Here is a 16,310-nt window from a genome sequence, read left to right on the forward strand (position 1 = left end):
TAAATCTGATAATTAATCAAGCCATATGGTTAAAATATGCGTGAAAGGAGTGATATTTAGATGAAAGCATTAACATATCAAGGTAAAAAGAAGGTAAAAGTGAAAGAGGTCGCAGATCCCGCCTTACAGGATAATAACGATATCATTATACGAGTCACTTCAAGTGCAATATGCGGATCCGATCTGCATATTTACAATGGGCTGATTCCTGGTATGCATGAAGATTATGTGATCGGGCATGAGCCCATGGGAATCGTAGAAGAAGTTGCCAAAGGAGTAACCCATGTCAAAAAAGGGGACCGTGTCATCGTCCCGTTTAACGTCTCCTGTGGAGAATGCTTCTTCTGTAAACACGAAATGGAAAGTCAATGTGACCATGCCAATGATACGAAGGACAGCGGCGGTTATTTAGGGTATTCAGATACCTATGGAGGATATCAGGGAGGCCAAGCGGAATATCTCAGAGTGCCCTACGGTAATTTTATGCCCTTTGTTATTCCGGAAGATGCTGAATTGGAAGATGACAAATTGTTGTTCTTATCGGATATTCTTCCGACGGCCTACTGGGGTGTCAAGAATGCGGGAGTGAAGCCTGGTGATACGGTGATCGTGCTTGGCTGCGGTCCTGTAGGACTCCTCACTCACAAGTTTGCCTGGCAGGCAGGTGCCAAACGGGTTATTGCTGTCGATCATTTGAATTATCGACTTGATCATGCAAAGTCGACGAATCAGGTCGAGACCTATAATTTTGAAGAAATCAAAGGCTTTGAAGGATATATGAAAGAAATTACGCACGGCGGGGCCGATGTTGTCATTGATTGTGTCGGTATGGATGCCAAGAGAACAGCTGTAGAGAAGGTGGAGACAGCACTGATGCTGCAAGGCGGTTCGCTTGGTGCGTTCAGAACTGCATCTGAGGTTGTGCGCAAGTTTGGTACCATTCAACTAATCGGTGTGTACGGGGCCAATTACAATATGTTCCCGCTCGGCCACTTGTTCGAACGGAACGTAGAGCTGAAAATGGGACAGGCTCCCGTAATTCACTTGATTCCAGAGCTGTACGCACAGATTAAGTCAGGTAAAATCGACCCGACCGATATCATAACACATCAGATGAGATTGGAAGATGCGGAGAGGGCTTACGAGGTGTTCAATAATAAGGAAGAAAACTGCATGAAGGTCATTCTCAAGCCGTAGCCTACCACAAACCTACGTGGATAAAAGGACATAAACGGCAAACCTCGTTCATGAGCACAAGTAAAGAGCCCAGGTCTTCTAAGGACCTGAGCTCTTTGATGTTTGTTATTTTAAATTAAAACGCCCAATTTCCTTTTAGGAAGATCGGTTCTTCCGTTCCATCCGCTGTAACGCCATAGATGTCCATTTCACCCGATCCAATCATGAAATCGACATGAGTTAGGCTCGTATTCAGTCCAGCTGCTGCAATTTGCTCCTGATCCATTTCTTTGCCGCCTTCGAGACAGAAGGCATACGCGCTTCCGATGGCAAGGTGATTACTCGCATTCTCATCAAACAAGGTGTTATAGAACAGAATGTTCGTGTCCGAGATCGGAGATTGATGGGGCACAAGTGCGACTTCACCAAGGTAGTGAGAGCCTTCATCAATTTCAACCAGGTTTTGCAGTGCTTCCAGCCCTTCTTCTGCGGTTACGTTTACGATTCGTCCATTCTCGAATGTGAGCGAGAACTTATCAATCAGATTGCCTCCATAGCTGAGCGGCTTCGTACTGGACACCGTTCCATTCACACCTGTCTTAAGGGGTGCTGTAAATACTTCTTCTGTTGGCATATTAGCTACAAACGTAAAGCCCTTCTCATTGATACTATCGCCTTGAGCCCAGAGATGTCCTTCCGGAAGCTCAATTGTAAGATCCGTACCCGGTGCCTTGTAGTGCAGCTTCTTATATTTCTTCTCGTTCAATGTCTTAGACTTGCTCTCCAGTGTGGAGAGATGTGTCTGCCAAGCAGCTACCGGATCTGCTTCTCCGATTCGAACGGTATGGAAAATAGCGTCCCATAATAACGATACTTGTTCTTCTTGTGGTGCATCAGGGAACACTTTAGCTGCCCATTCGGGTGATGGAACAGCGATGAGGCACCAGCTGAATTTATCAGCCTGCTGATAAGCACGGTACTTCGCCATCGCTTTGCCGCGTGCCTTTTGAGAAGCGACGATTCGTTCCTGCTTGACGCCCTTCAATAGGTCCGGATTCTCAGACAAGATATGTAACACGGCTGCACCTTGCTCAACGAGCTCGGTCATTTCTCCTGCAGTCCATTTCGGCTCTTTGGAGAATACTTCATCAGCTGCAAGTTCATACTGCATGCGGGTAATCTGCTCATCATTCCACTGAACCTTGACGAGAGCAGCTCCCGAATCATAGGCTTCCTTAACGATCAAACGAACGAATTCCTTGGATTCGACTGGAGCATGAACGATCAAGGTTTGGCCAGGCTGGATGTTGACGCCAACTTTTACAGTAAGCTCAGCATATGCTTTTAATTTTTGTTCGAAATCATTCATTTCATTAATCCTCCAATACTCGCTGTGAATTCACAGCGCAATAATAATTTACCTATGGTAGAAAAGAACAAGCTTCCCTAGTTTAACGTAAACGGGTTGCTTTCGCATATCTATTTTATTATTGTACAATATACGTGGTATTCATGAATAAAACCATTAAAAAATTCATTAAACCAGCTGCATTAAAAAATAGCTGTCTAATAAGGAGAGAAGAAAAGTGAGTTACAAAGTAATCAGAGCCTCTATGGGTAAGAATGAGGATAACGAATGGCTGGGCAGTACGGTATTTACGATGGATGAGAGTCCGGTGGAATATGAGATTTCATTCTACAGCAAGAAAGGAAAGGACTGGGATTACAGTCTTCATTTTGCCGGAGAGCCTGGAGAAGAAGAGGAATTTCTGAAGCTGGATGCCAGAATTGAAGAAGACGATGATCTGTTCGACGATTTGCTGGATGCGGCAATTGATACCATTCCGGAGTAAAGGAACGATAGAGACGGTTTGTAAGTTTAAGTCTTGGACCGTTAATACTTGGTCTATTCCTATGACATGCTGACTATATTTAATAAGGTGAGTTCTCTGCTGTTTGACCATGCATACCGGACTAAGGCTCGGGGTACTCTATAATCTGGTTACATAAAGGAGCGCATTCCAATATATTTATGGGAGGTATCCGTCATATGGAGTCTGACAATCTGATTACTGAGGGCAAGACGGCACTGGAAGAGGCTGCACCCGATATATTGAGTTTGCGCACGTTATTTGTCAATGTCTTGTTTGTAGGCATGCCTGGTACTAGACATTGGGTACTGATCGATACAGGACTTGCAGGCTTTGCGAGCGATATTATCCATATTGCTGAAGAAAGGTTTAAAGGACCACCGGCGGCAATCATTTTGACGCATGGACATTTTGACCATGTAGGCAATGTTATAGAACTGGTACAGCATTGGGGGTCGCCTGTGTATGCCCATCCAATGGAGCTGCCCTATCTGACTGGAGTAAGCGATTATCCTCCTGCGGACCCGTCAGCGAGCGGAGGGCTTCTTGCCAAGCTGTCTTTTGCATATCCGAATGAAGCGATTCATTTGGACGATCGGGTAGCTGAGCTGCCTGCAGATCATTCTATACCTGGAGCCCCGGATTGGCGCTGGGTTCATACACCGGGACATTCACCGGGGCATGTTTCGTTGTTTCGAGACGCAGATCACGCGCTGATAGCAGGGGATGCGGTGATTACCGTGCAGCAAGAATCTCTATGGCATGTATTATTTCAGGATAAAGAGCTGAACGGACCTCCTGCATACTTCACAACAGACTGGAAGCTGGCTAAACGTTCTGTTGAGAGCTTAAACCAATTACAGCCGGAACTGCTGATTACGGGTCATGGGCATGTAATGAGAGGCTCCCAAATGACTGAGCAGTTCGAAAGACTGGCTCGTAATTTTGAGATTCAGGCTGTCCCTAGGCATGGGAAATATGTGTAACAGATATTGTTGAGTAACTGATCAACTTAAATCATTGGAAGATATATCTAAGGAAGATTGCAGTCTCGACTGATGTAGAGCTGCAATCTTTTTTTCGTGTGTCTAGAGGCGCTCCTTACCTGTGCTGGATAGAATTTTTTTGAATAACATGGTATATTCGTTCAGTAGGTAAGTCATTTTCATATAAAAAAATGGATTCACGGTACTAGTTCAATACTAGATATGAAAGCGCTACATAATAGGAGGAATGATGAGAGAATGGCATTAGAACAAATTTATTCTGCAACAGAAGGTGTGTACGGCGGTCTTGCCGCGATCAAGCTGAAGCACGGTGCTTATGAAGCTGCGCTCATTCCAGAGATCGGGGGCAATCTTGTCTCTTTTCGAGATGTAGAGCGTAATCACCAGTATCTCAGAGAGCCTGGGGAAGACAACGTTGAAGAATTGAAGGCGAACCCAGGTATTTATGGTATCCCTGTACTGTTCCCGCCGAATCGATATGAAGATGGTAAATTTCCATGGAACGGCGAGGTTTATCAGCTTCCTGTAAATGAAGAAGCAACGGGCAACCATCTGCATGGATTTTTACACTACATCCCTTGGAATGTGGTCAGTTATGGTGCAAATGATCAGGAGAGCTATGTCACAGTTGAACAAGTGGTTCGAGAAGGTCATGAGTATTATCAATACCTCCCGTTTGAATATACGATTCGTTTACGCTATACATTGAGTGCAGCAGGTCTGCAGCAGCAGATCACGATACAAAATGAAGGTCAGACATCCATGCCGAATCTTCTTGCCTTCCATACCGCCATTAATGCACCGTTTGAACCGAATAGCACGGCTGCGGATTATGTAGCCAAAGCGACGATTGGACAACGGGTAGAGCTGAATGAACGCAATCTTCCAACGGGCAATACACAGCCTCTGACAGATGATGAAGTGCTGCTGAAGACGGAAGGAGTGAGCCCTTATTTTGCTTCGATGGACAACCATTACACTGCAGAGCCGCAGAACGGTCGCAATTACATGGAGCTGACGAATACGAAATCCGGAACCAAGCTTGTGTATGATGTAGGCACATCTTATAAGCACTGGATGATCTGGAACAACAATGCATGTGAGCAGTTCTTCTGTCCGGAACCTCAGATGAATTTGGTCAATGCGCCGAATGTATCAGGACGATCCTCCGAGGAGATTGGTCTTGTTGCCCTTGAACCTGGAGACATCTTTGAGGAGACAAGCCGTCTGTATATCGTGAATCCAAAGTAACGCCGAATCTATATGCCAAGATGATAAAACATCCTATCTCATATACCTAAGGAGGAGTTGCAAGTGGAATATCGCATCGAGAAAGACACATTGGGTGAAATGAAGGTGCCTGCTGACCGCTTATGGGGTGCACAAACGCAGCGCAGCAAGGAGAACTTCCCGATCGGGCAAGAGAAAATGCCAATTGAAGTGATTCGAGCTTTTGCGATACTGAAAAAAAGCGCAGCCGAGAGCAACTTGAAGCTCGGTAAATTGTCCGAGGACAAAGCAGCTGCCATCCGCTATGCAGCTGACGAAATTCTTGCAGGACGTATTGATGATCATTTCCCACTGGTTGTATGGCAGACCGGAAGCGGTACACAATCCAACATGAACACGAATGAGGTTATTGCCAATCTCGGGAATAAATGGCTTGCTGAGCAAGGCAAGGAAGAGCGACTTCATCCGAATGATCATGTAAATATGTCTCAGAGCTCTAACGATACGTTCCCAACAGCGCTGCATGTCGCGGGTGTACTGGCAGTTGAGGATCAGCTCCTTCCTGCGATCTCCGTGCTGAAAGAAACATTCCGCAAGAAATCAGAGGAGTTCCAGGATATTATCAAGATTGGCCGTACTCACTTGCAGGATGCAACTCCAATTACATTAGGACAAGAAATAAGCGGCTGGGAAGCGATGCTGGCCAAGAGTGAGCGAATGATCAAGACGAGTGTAGAATCCATGAAAGAGCTCGCCATCGGCGGAACGGCTGTTGGAACGGGAATCAATGCGCATCCTAAATTCGGTGAAATGACTGCTGCCGAAATTAGCAGTATAACGGGTAAAGATTTTGTATCGGCTCCGAACAAATTCCATGCGCTGACAAGTCATGACGAAGTCGTTTACACTCATGGGGCAGTCAAGGCACTAGCGGCGGATCTAATGAAGATTGCTAATGATGTACGCTGGCTTGCGAGTGGTCCGCGCAGTGGACTTGGTGAGATCACCATCCCTGAGAATGAGCCGGGCAGCTCCATCATGCCAGGTAAAGTAAACCCGACACAGAGCGAAGCGCTGACTATGGTTGTAACTCAAGTCATGGGGAATGATGCGGCAATCGGTTTTGCTGCAAGCCAAGGAAATTTTGAACTGAACGTATTTAAGCCGGTCATTATCTATAACTTCTTGCAGTCTGTCCAATTGCTGGCGGACTCCATTATTGCATTCAACGACAAGTGTGCAATCGGGATTGAACCGAACCGTTCGCAGATTGAACACAATCTGAATAACTCACTGATGCTGGTGACCGCGCTTAATCCACATATTGGATATGAGAACGCGGCAAGCATTGCCAAGCTGGCGCATAAGAAAGGCCTTTCCTTAAAGGAAGCAGCTCTGGAAACAGGACTGCTCACAGAAGAGCAATTCGAGGAGTATGTGGTTCCAGCCAAAATGATTGCACCAAAAGCATAATCATATGATCGATTCTAAGCCAGAGCATAGTTCTCTGGCTTTTTTTGTGTGGGAAAGAAGAGGTAGATAAGTTAATAGCAAATTAAGAAAATAGTAATTGACAAATCGTAAGGATTACGATAAATTAATTTTTGTTATTCGTAAAACTTACGGAATGATAGCTTATAAAGCATTACAGACACTGGTGAGTTATTATTTCTTGTCAGTTTCTTTTAAAAATACATAACGCATGGTCTGATTAATAGAATGATAGACAATAAGCGTGCTGTTGCTCTCAATTAAAATACTGGTGCTCAAAGGAGAACTACTCACTATGGAATCCAAATTGTATCATCCGATTTTAAAAAAACACAAAACTAATTTAAGAACTTACCTTCTTAAGGTAAGTATGTTGTTAATGAGTATTTTCTTAATTACTGCTTGTTCTTCTCCCTCAGAAAGCAGCAATGGAGAGAAACATCTCCATTTTCTATATAATTTTTCAACGAACTCGTTAGACCCACATGTGGATTCGAGCTACGTTCCTTTAAGAGCGGGGATCACAGAAACTTTAGTACGTCTAGATGAAGATAATCTGACGGTTGCTCCCTGGCTGGCTGAAAGCTGGGAGGGCGAGGACGGACAGCATTGGACAATTAAGCTAAAGGAGAACATAAAGTTTCATAATGGAAATACAATGGATGCGGCAGCAGTGAAGGCTTCCCTTGAACGTGCACTGAATGAAAGTGTCGCTATACAAAATGCACTTAAAATAGACCGTATTGAAGCTAATGGATATACGTTAGAAATTACGACAAAGGAACCGTTTCCTGAATTTATCTCTGAACTTGTCAATCCTAATGTCTCCATTATTGATGTTACAGAGACAGATTTTATTAACAAGCCCATAGGAACCGGCCCGTTTGTATTAACATCCTTCGCACCTGGCAGTAAGCTTGAGCTTGAACGTTTTGATGATTATTGGGATGGTCCTTCTAAGCTGGATTCGGTTACGTTCTCGTTTAATGAGGATGCCAATGCCAGAACACTAGCTTTGAAATCCGGTCAGGTTGATGTCGTGTATCGCCCAGAGACCGAGAGCTTGGAGTCACTTCAGGCTCAAGGCGGAATAAAAGTGGAGTCTACTGCGACCTTTCGTGTTCATCAGATGACAATGAATATGGAGCGGGAGAGTCTGCAGGATATCCATGTGCGACGTGCCGTAGATGCCCTGATTAATCGCCAGAAGCTTGTTGATAGTATTCTGTTAGGACATGCAGAACCGGCCGTCGGTCCATTTTTACCATCGCTGCCATTTGCCCCAACTTATGAAGCGAGTGAATCAGGAGCGGAAATTGCGGCCCGGCATTTGAATAATGCTGGATATTCTCTAGTTGATGGCGTTATGCAAAAAGACGGTAAACCGCTTCAGTTTACCTTACTGACTTATAGTGCAAGAGCAGATTTGCCGCTGATTGCACAAGTTTTCCAATCGGATGCCAAACAGATAGGTATTGAGGTTGAGATTCGACAAATTGATGTTCCAGAGGACTACATGGCCTCTAACCGTGATTGGGATCTTGCAACATACAGCAATCTTACTGCCCCTCGCGGCGATGCTGGGTACTACTTAAATGCAACTTATCATCCAACAGGTGCACTTAACTTTAGCGGTACGGAGGAGCCTGAATTGACAGCGATTATTGACGAGCTTAACCGAACTGTTAATCAAGAAGAGCGAGCAGCATTGGCAGAGCAGGCTGCCGACTACGTCCACGAAAATGTGATTAATTCGTTTGTACTGCATCCTTCGACGATCGTTGCCTACAACGAGGATAAAGTGAAAAATTGGGTGACGACTCGAAGTGAATACTACATGATTACAAATCAGTTGGATGTGAATTAAATGCTTCAAATCTTAGTTCGTAAATTTTCAGAGGTTCTATTCTTTATATTGTTCATTACATTTATCAGTTTTTTATTTATTCGGCTTGCACCTGGCGATCCGGTACTGACCATCCTTAATGTGGATGAATTGTCTGTTAGTCAGGAGCAGGTTGAGACTGTCCGAGAGGAAATGGGATTCAATGAACCGCTGCTTGTTCAATACGGACAATGGCTGCTCAATTTTATACAGCTTGATTTTGGAAACTCATATATAACGGGTCAACCTGTAATGGATGTCATTCTAACCGGCGTTCCTGCGACATTAGAGTTAGCTGCTGGAGCCTTGATCGTCATGCTGATAATAGCTGTTCCGCTGGGTTCTCTATCTGCACTGTACAGGAATAGCTGGATTGACCATATAAGCCGAACTCTCTCGATCCTGGGAGCGGCAGTTCCTAGTTTTTGGTTAGGCCTGATCTTGATTGAATGGTTTGGTGTGAATCTTCAATGGCTTCCGACTATGGGAAGAGACGGCTGGATCACTCTAATCCTACCGTCTCTTACGCTTGGTTTAGCGATCTCAAGTGTGTATGTACGTCTGCTTCGTTCCAGCTTGCTAGAGTCCCTCAGTCAGGAGTTTATACGTGCAGCAAGAGGTCGTGGAATGTCAGAGAAGAGAATATTTATTGTTCATGCATTTCGTCACAGCCTTCCGCCAGTGATTACATTTTTCGGAGTCAGTCTCGGAAGTCTGATTGGCGGTGTCGTTGTCATTGAAGTATTATTCGCTTATCCGGGAATTGGGAAGCTTGTTGTGGATGCAATACGCCAGCGTGATTATCCCTTAATTCAAGGGTACATTTTGATTATGGCGGTTATTGTGTTTATCATTAATACATTTGTAGATATATCTTATCGTTATCTAAATCCTGAAATGAAGCTTAAAGAAAGGGAGACATACTAATGAAAGGCTTGACTCTACAATTGCCAAGATCTAAAAAGCGTATATGGCAAGGAGGAGCAGCAGTCTTGAGCATACTTCTTATCCTTCTTCTTACCATGTATGCATTCTTGTTCTTACGGCATGATCCTAACTTAACAAACTTAGATCAGCGGCTACAGGGAATGAGTCTACAGCATCCATTGGGTACGGATCAGCTGGGCAGGGATGTTCTTACACGCCTTTTACTGGGTGCTCAGCAAACGATAGGCTTCAGTCTTCTTGCATTAAGTGTATCCCTTTTGATCGGAATCCCATTTGGTCTTATTTCAGGCTATAAGCGTGGAATAGTCGACCGTATTTTTATGCGGGTAGCTGATGGATTTCTAGCATTGCCTGATACCATCGTGGCCATTGTGCTTAGTGGCTTACTTGGAGCAGGCATTAACAACCTTGTTCTTGCGATCGTGATGGTGAAATGGGTTAGTTATGCGCGTCTAGTAAGAAGTACAGTACTCTCCGAGTCTCAAAAGGATTATATTCTGATTGCAAAAACGAATGGGCTGTCTTCTGGGAAAATTATGCGTAAGCATCTGTTCCCTCACATTGTGGGACATGTTCTGGTTCTTGCCAGTCTGGACTTGGGAAAGATCATTTTACTTATCTCTGCCTTTTCTTATATTGGACTCGGTGCTCAGCCTCCTACTCCCGAATGGGGTGCTATGTTAAATGATTCACGTCCTTATTTCCAGTCTAAGCCAGAGCTTATGCTGTTTCCCGGACTATCAATTGTATTTGCTGTACTGCTGACCAATATGCTCGGCGATTATCTGCGCGATTATTTTGATGTTAAGAAAGAGGTGCGATAATATGCTATCGATTGATCAAGTATCAGTAAGCAGCAAAGAAAAGAAAATTGTCAATCATGTATCACTATCCATCCGTGAGGGAGAATGGTATGCATTAGTGGGGCAAAGTGGAAGTGGAAAAACGCTACTCTCCCAAGCTATCGGTCGAATGCTGCCAGCTAATTTGCAGGTACATGGGAATATTCGGTTTAATGAACAGGATCTCATGTCTTTGACAGCAAAAGAGATGAGATCTCTTCGGGGTAAGAAAATATCTTATATTTTTCAAGATTATCAAGGCTCCTTTACTCCGTTTAGAACCATCGGTCAGCACTTTGATGAGTACCAGAAGGTTCATGATATCTCAGATGCTTCAACTAGGCTAAACCAAGCTGTGGAGGCATTACATTCCGTTGGTTTAGAGGAATCGCTATTAAAAAGATACCCATTTCAATTAAGTGGAGGACAGCTTCAACGTGTATCCATTGCGACGGCACTTCTACTGTCACCTGATCTAATTATTGCAGACGAGATAACTACCGCACTTGACAGCATCTCAGGCCACAAGATACTTGAATTACTGGCAAGACGTCAAAAGGAAAGTGGCTTTGCCATCTTATTTATCACACATGATTGGCGTCATGTAAGACGTTATGCGAATCATCTAGCTGTGATGAAGGAAGGGCAAATCGTTGAAGCAGGTCAAAAGGACCAAATTCTTTCTAATCCACAGCATGAATATACCAAGGAACTCATTAAGGCAGCTCCAACACTTCAGCGCAGCGTTTTAAACATACGGAAGGGGGTCACTATATGAAGCTGCTTACTGTTAAACATTTAACTAAATCATATAAGGGACAAAAAACAGCAGTAGACAACCTTTCCTTGGAGCTGAATCAAGGGGAATGTTTAGGCCTGGTTGGGGAGAGTGGATGCGGTAAAAGTACACTTGCCCGATGTTTGCTTCGAATTGAACCGATCAGTGGAGGTTCTATATATTTTAAGGATCAAGCTATTGAGAATCTGAATGAACGCAAGCTGCAGCCCTTTCGTCAGAAGATGCAGATCGTTTTTCAAAACCCGTCGGCAGCCTTAAATCCAAAATTAAAAATAAAAGATTCACTAATCGATCCCTATAAGCAATACCATAAAAAGCTCCAACTCCAGCATTTTTCCTACACTTCAAAGGAAGCCTATGTTAAGCAGCTTCTGGAGGCGGTCGAATTACCCGAGAAGCTTGCCCATCAGTATCCGCACGAATTGAGCGGCGGACAACGTCAGCGCGTAACCATTGCACGTGCCATAAGCATCGAACCGGAGTTGATTGTATTAGATGAACCTACCGCAAGTCTTGATGTAATATCTCAAGGTGCGGTTCTTTCTTTATTGACAGAGCTTCGTCAGACCTTGAATCTCTCATATCTGTTCATCTCTCACGATTTAGCGGCTGTAGCACAAATGAGTCAGCGTATTATGGTGATGAGAGATGGAAAAATAGTAGATCAATTCAGCCTTGATCATTTGTTTTCAGACGAAAGACATGATTATACTAAAGAACTTATTTCAATTTTTTAAAGAGGATGATATATCCTCATTATTAAGAAGCTCATATGAGGCCGCTGTTATAGTAGGCCTTTTATATATTAAGGAGGAAGACCAGCATTGAGTCAGCTTAAGCCTCTTTCTATATCCTTTATTCGTTTATATTTGTTAGCACTACTGTTTTTTGCCGCTAACTCCTTATTCACTATTATTTTGCCGCTGCAAAGTGAAGCCGAAGGCATCGGACAAGCGGAAATCGGTCTTATGATGGGGGCATATATGCTGACATGTATGTTTCTGCGTCCCTATGCTGGACAGCTGATGGGAAAATATGGACCCCTGACCGTGATGAGAGGCTTACTGCTTGTTCACGTTCTATGTCTCTTTTTATATACCCTCAGCGGAGTGGAAGGTTATATTTGGCTGCGTGCGCTGCAAGGAGCAGGAACGGCGTTCTTTTCCATGACGATGCAGACCGGCATTGTTGAAAGATTGGCAGATCAAGACCGCGCTCAGGGCATGTCCATGTACACGCTCTTCACGATGGTTCCCTCTCTATTTGTACCTATTGTGGCAATGGAGGTATGGGAGAGCGGTATGGGCTGGGTCTATACGCTGGTTGTGATCTCGATCGGAGCGCTCACCCTCTTGGTAGGCTTCAACGTACCACTTCCAAAGGAGACAGAGCACAAGAAATCATATACCTTAACGGAAATGTTCAAATCGTTTGCAATGATGGGTAAGAGCAGGCCGCTTCTGATCAGCTCGATCGTTATGCTTCTAGGCTCTTGTATTTTTGGAGCGACGGCCACCTTTCTTCCGCTGTACATGGTGTCAAGTGGATCAGGCGGTGCAGGTCTGTATTTAATGATACAAGGGATTGTCGTGGTTGGCTGCAGATTTGTGCTGCGCAAAAAAATTCCGTCCGATGGAAGCTGGAACACGGCTCTGATCTCTTCGATGCTTCTATGTGCCGCAGCAGGATCCTTCCTGCTCGTATTGATGGATTCGATCGGGGGCTTTGTGTACATCTCGGCCGTCTTTAACGGAATTGCCGTTGCACTGCTCTATCCAACCCTGACAACGTATCTGTCCTTTGTGCTGCCTGCCGAATCAAGATACGTATTGATGGGATTGTTTATGTCCTCCTATGATCTCGGATATTCTTTGGGCGGACTACTCATGGGGATCGTTATACAGGTCATGTCATATCAAGCGATGTTTGTGGTTTGTACCATACTCGCACTTACAGCAGTGCTTGCAGTATGGTGGAGCAAGAAGCAAATGGAGAATACTCCGAAGCACTCATCCCTAAGCGTTTAGAGAAAGAAGCTCGATATATATAGGATTCAAAAAACACGGATAACGGTATCCTAGAGACGATACGGTTATCCGTGTTTTTTTATTTTGAGGACATATGTCCTTTTCGAATGCTTTTTCGTGTTATTTAATAGAAACAGTCTTATTCCACAAAGTAAGCTACACGTAACGCAGAAAGGGGAACACAGCAAGTGAAAGGTATATTATATGCAGCATTGGGAGGGGCTTGTATTACATTGCAAGGAATTGCCAATGCAAAGATCAGCGCCGATGTAGGGACATGGCAGGCTGCGACCATTACACAGCTAACCGGATTTATCTTGGCTTTGTTTATTCTCATGCTGGTTCGCGATCGAAGCTGGAAAGAGCTGAAGAATGTGAAGCCGCTCTATATAACAGGTGGCGCCATGGGGGCCATTATCATTTTCAGCGAAGTTTCGGCTATTCAGCAGGTTGGGGTTACCTTGACCATATCAGCACTGCTGATTGCACAGCTCAGTCTTACGTATCTTATTGATACAAACGGGTGGTTTGGTGTTATAAAACGAAAAATAACGCTTCCCGGCTTAATTGGCATCGCAATGATGATATCGGGTGTTATCATATTAAAACTGTAAAACAGAAAGGAATATATATTATTATGGCACTTGGAATTATATTGGCGTTGGTTGCCGGTGCATTCGTAAGTCTTCAGGTCATCTTTAATAGCAAAATGAATGAGCACACCGGCTCTTGGTTGACTACAACCATAGTACTGGGTCTTGGAGCGGTAGCTGCCTTGACTGCCAGCCTTATCTTTGAGGGAGCGGATACGTTCCAGCTTCAGCATATGAAGCCATGGTACTGGTTCAGTGGTATGATTGGAGTAGCCGTTGTGTTTAGCCTGATGCAGGGCATCAAGCTGCTCGGCCCGACCTTCTCAACCTCGATCACACTCACCTCCCAGCTTGGCTTTGCCGTGCTGTTTGATTCCTTGGGACTGTTTGGACTGGACAAAATCGATTTATCAGTAAATAAAATGATCGGTGTTCTCATCATTGTAGGAGGAATCCTGGTGTTTAAATACGGTGAACGTCTGGGGGATAAGAAGAGGGGCAGAGCAGTAGAATAACAGTTCTGTAATCGTTGGAAATAAAATAAATATAGAACAGGAACGACTCTAGATGTGGATGAGGGTCGTTCTTTTTTTTGGAGAAAAATATTTTTTGTTGTATATTCCCAAACAGCATTTTGATGTTATAATAGTTAACAATACTCAGTTTAACATTACATAGGATGTTAGATATGAAAGAGGTGGGTTCCAATGCAGTTAACGGTAAAAGAAGCCTTATCCATATATCCGCTTTCGGAAGCGAAGCTTGTTGCAGGTGCTGAAGGGACCATGCGTACACTCAAGTCAGTGAATGTCATGGATGCACCTGATATTGCAGATTGGATCAAATCAGGCGAGTTGTTGTTCACTACCGCTTTTGTCATGAAGGATAGCGAGGATGATGCAGTTAAACTGCTGCGCAGGTTGAATGAACGAGGCTGTGCCGGACTCGGTGTGAAGCTGGGCAGATTCTGGCAGAACATTCCTGCACAGATCATTGAGGAAGCGGACGCGCTTCAGCTGCCGCTGCTTGAACTGCCTTTTCAATTTACTTTTTCAGATCAGATGAATGCCTTGTTTAAGGCTGAATATGAACGAAATACACGAACGCTGGAGACGGTTGTAAACAAGCAAAAGCGACTCATGCAGTTTGCGCTTGAACAGGATCAGAAGAACGATGTTTTCTCTAAATTGGCTGCTGTTCTGAACTATCCCATTGCGGTGATCGGCTCCCGGGGGCATCTGCTGTATGTCAGTGAGGGAATGAGGGATACGAATATCCAGCAGGGCTGGCCCTTCAAAAATGTCATGCATCGTGTCAAATGGGATCACGGAAGCTGTTATCGTGTACCCGTGATGCAGAAGGATGAGGATTATGGATTTTTGTTGATTTATACAGATGGTGCATACGGACTTAAGGCTGAGGAGGAGTTGTTTCAGCAGGCGTCCGAGGTGCTCGCATTTTATATGGATATGACCTATCGGGAGCACATTAACCCTACGGTTCAAGATGAAATTAGAGTGATCGTGAGGCAGTATCTGGATCGCAAGGTGGGCTGTGAGGAGCTGATGCGCAGGTCGGAGGGACTAGGAGTTCAATTGTTTCAGGATTCCGGGACGTATCAATGTGTGCTGACGACAATCGAGTCGGAGGGTTATGCAGAAGGGAAGCTGATCAAGCAGGTGCATCGGGAGCTTCAGTATAATCCGATGATGCAGCTGACTGCATCGCACCATATTCAGATGGATGAAGGGATTCTGTCCATCTACGCATGTCCGGCTGACAAGGATTACGGTGAAGAGCTCTCGCGATTCCTGACTTCGCGATTTGAGGATTTGATCGGAGGAAGGAAGGCAGGGGGCACTGGACCAAGATTCTGGATCAGTAAGATGAAGCATGAACCCAAATCACTGCGTGAAGCATTCCAGGAGTGCCTGGATACACGGGCCATCGCTAGCCGGTTCGGAATGAAGGATACAGCGCTGCAATTTGAGATGCTGGAATTCGCCTATGTGTTTCAGCATGTTCCTGAATCCATCATGGAAAATTATTGCAACAAAGTGCTTGAACCTCTCTTAGTGAAGGATGGAGATCCGACACAGGTGCTGATGAACACGCTTGAAGCGTTTATCGAAAATGATGGACTGATTAATGAGGCTGCCAAACAGCTCTTTGTGCACCGTAACACAGTGACTTACCGAATGGATAAGATAAGCAGTCTGCTGCAAATGGATTTCAAAAAATCGAATGATCTGCTTAAGCTCAAGCTTGTTTTCACTTTCCGCAAATTTCTTCAGGATCAAGGCGTGCATAAGTAGTTGTTGTGAAAATGTAACAATTAATACGTGCATGAGACACAAAGGAAATGGCTTGCGTTATTTTATATAACAAATCGACGTGATTTATATTGTCATACATTCTCTCCCCACACTACAATGCTCATA

At 44.5% G+C, this 16,310-nt stretch carries 15 protein-coding genes; 14 read left to right on the forward strand and 1 reads right to left on the reverse strand.

Annotated elements, in window-relative coordinates:
- Nucleotides 1-60 precede the first annotated feature (60 nt).
- Nucleotides 61-1,197 carry a zinc-dependent alcohol dehydrogenase gene (locus BLW49_RS08800; RefSeq protein ID WP_076312713.1) on the forward strand — a complete coding sequence of 379 codons (1,137 nt, stop codon included), beginning with the start codon at nt 61-63 and terminating at the stop codon, nt 1,195-1,197.
- 115 nt (nt 1,198-1,312) lie between these two features.
- Here BLW49_RS08800 and BLW49_RS08805 read toward each other — a convergent pair whose 3' ends face one another.
- On the reverse strand, nt 1,313-2,545 hold the full coding sequence (locus BLW49_RS08805) for an aminopeptidase (RefSeq protein ID WP_076312712.1): 1,233 nt from the start codon (nt 2,543-2,545) through the stop codon (nt 1,313-1,315).
- A 217-nt stretch (nt 2,546-2,762) separates the two neighbouring features.
- Here BLW49_RS08805 and BLW49_RS08810 point away from each other — a divergent pair, with 217 nt between their 5' ends.
- The 13 genes from BLW49_RS08810 (at nt 2,763) to BLW49_RS08870 (ending at nt 16,184) form a co-directional block, all read left to right on the forward strand.
- Complete coding sequence (locus tag BLW49_RS08810) at nt 2,763-3,029, forward strand: hypothetical protein (protein WP_256209669.1); 267 nt, start codon at nt 2,763-2,765, stop codon at nt 3,027-3,029.
- Between the two features lie 197 nt (nt 3,030-3,226).
- Nucleotides 3,227-4,033 (forward strand): MBL fold metallo-hydrolase, encoded by an 807-nt coding sequence (locus BLW49_RS08815; RefSeq protein WP_076312711.1) that lies wholly within the window; start codon nt 3,227-3,229, stop codon nt 4,031-4,033.
- Between the two features lie 258 nt (nt 4,034-4,291).
- The gene (locus BLW49_RS08820) at nt 4,292-5,305 is read left to right on the forward strand and encodes an aldose 1-epimerase (protein ID WP_090724122.1); all 1,014 of its coding nucleotides are present in this window, start codon (nt 4,292-4,294) and stop codon (nt 5,303-5,305) included.
- Nucleotides 5,306-5,368: 63 nt separating this feature from the next.
- A complete protein-coding gene (fumC, locus tag BLW49_RS08825) occupies nt 5,369-6,757 on the forward strand; it encodes a class II fumarate hydratase (protein ID WP_047910561.1) in 1,389 nt (462 codons plus the stop codon).
- Between the two features lie 397 nt (nt 6,758-7,154).
- Nucleotides 7,155-8,642, forward strand: coding sequence for a nickel ABC transporter substrate-binding protein (nikA, locus tag BLW49_RS08830; protein WP_371264540.1), 1,488 nt, complete (start codon nt 7,155-7,157; stop codon nt 8,640-8,642).
- Nucleotides 8,643-9,587, forward strand: a complete 945-nt coding sequence (nikB, locus tag BLW49_RS08835; RefSeq protein ID WP_090724123.1) for a nickel ABC transporter permease — start codon at nt 8,643-8,645, stop codon at nt 9,585-9,587.
- Nucleotides 9,587-10,432: a nickel transporter permease gene (gene nikC, locus BLW49_RS08840; protein WP_090724125.1), complete on the forward strand. Its 846-nt coding sequence runs from the start codon at nt 9,587-9,589 to the stop codon at nt 10,430-10,432. The genes nikB and nikC overlap by 1 nt, the downstream gene beginning before the upstream one ends.
- Nucleotide 10,433: 1 nt before the next feature.
- Nucleotides 10,434-11,228, forward strand: coding sequence for an ABC transporter ATP-binding protein (locus BLW49_RS08845; RefSeq protein WP_090724127.1), 795 nt, complete (start codon nt 10,434-10,436; stop codon nt 11,226-11,228).
- On the forward strand, nt 11,225-11,986 hold the full coding sequence (locus BLW49_RS08850; protein WP_090724128.1) for an ABC transporter ATP-binding protein: 762 nt from the start codon (nt 11,225-11,227) through the stop codon (nt 11,984-11,986). The genes BLW49_RS08845 and BLW49_RS08850 overlap by 4 nt, the downstream gene beginning before the upstream one ends.
- An 87-nt stretch (nt 11,987-12,073) precedes the next feature.
- On the forward strand, nt 12,074-13,276 hold the full coding sequence (locus BLW49_RS08855; RefSeq protein WP_090724130.1) for a staphylopine family metallophore export MFS transporter CntE: 1,203 nt from the start codon (nt 12,074-12,076) through the stop codon (nt 13,274-13,276).
- A gap of 188 nt (nt 13,277-13,464) precedes the next feature.
- Nucleotides 13,465-13,890 carry a DMT family transporter gene (locus BLW49_RS08860; RefSeq protein WP_090724131.1) on the forward strand — a complete coding sequence of 142 codons (426 nt, stop codon included), beginning with the start codon at nt 13,465-13,467 and terminating at the stop codon, nt 13,888-13,890.
- A gap of 23 nt (nt 13,891-13,913) precedes the next feature.
- Entirely contained in the window at nt 13,914-14,384 is a 471-nt protein-coding gene (locus BLW49_RS08865) for a DMT family transporter (protein ID WP_076312703.1), read from the forward strand.
- A 192-nt stretch (nt 14,385-14,576) separates the two neighbouring features.
- Entirely contained in the window at nt 14,577-16,184 is a 1,608-nt protein-coding gene (locus BLW49_RS08870) for a PucR family transcriptional regulator (RefSeq protein WP_090724133.1), read from the forward strand.
- Nucleotides 16,185-16,310 lie beyond the last annotated feature (126 nt).

It is taken from the genome of Paenibacillus sp. PDC88, from assembly GCF_900106725.1.
GTDB lineage: Bacteria > Bacillota > Bacilli > Paenibacillales > Paenibacillaceae > Paenibacillus > Paenibacillus shunpengii.

Excerpts from the sequence above, each read along its gene's own strand:
- nikA (WP_371264540.1), top strand. The coding sequence starts at position 7,155 with ATGAGTATTTTCTTAATTACTGCTTGTTCTTCTCCCTCAGAAAGCAGC.
- BLW49_RS08800 (WP_076312713.1), top strand. The coding sequence starts at position 61 with ATGAAAGCATTAACATATCAAGGTAAAAAGAAGGTAAAAGTGAAAGAG.
- BLW49_RS08805 (WP_076312712.1), bottom strand. The coding sequence starts at position 2,545 with ATGAATGATTTCGAACAAAAATTAAAAGCATATGCTGAGCTTACTGTA.
- BLW49_RS08845 (WP_090724127.1), top strand. The coding sequence starts at position 10,434 with ATGCTATCGATTGATCAAGTATCAGTAAGCAGCAAAGAAAAGAAAATT.
- BLW49_RS08850 (WP_090724128.1), top strand. The coding sequence starts at position 11,225 with ATGAAGCTGCTTACTGTTAAACATTTAACTAAATCATATAAGGGACAA.
- BLW49_RS08870 (WP_090724133.1), top strand. The coding sequence starts at position 14,577 with ATGCAGTTAACGGTAAAAGAAGCCTTATCCATATATCCGCTTTCGGAA.
- nikC (WP_090724125.1), top strand. The coding sequence starts at position 9,587 with ATGAAAGGCTTGACTCTACAATTGCCAAGATCTAAAAAGCGTATATGG.
- BLW49_RS08815 (WP_076312711.1), top strand. The coding sequence starts at position 3,227 with ATGGAGTCTGACAATCTGATTACTGAGGGCAAGACGGCACTGGAAGAG.
- BLW49_RS08865 (WP_076312703.1), top strand. The coding sequence starts at position 13,914 with ATGGCACTTGGAATTATATTGGCGTTGGTTGCCGGTGCATTCGTAAGT.
- nikB (WP_090724123.1), top strand. The coding sequence starts at position 8,643 with ATGCTTCAAATCTTAGTTCGTAAATTTTCAGAGGTTCTATTCTTTATA.
- BLW49_RS08820 (WP_090724122.1), top strand. The coding sequence starts at position 4,292 with ATGGCATTAGAACAAATTTATTCTGCAACAGAAGGTGTGTACGGCGGT.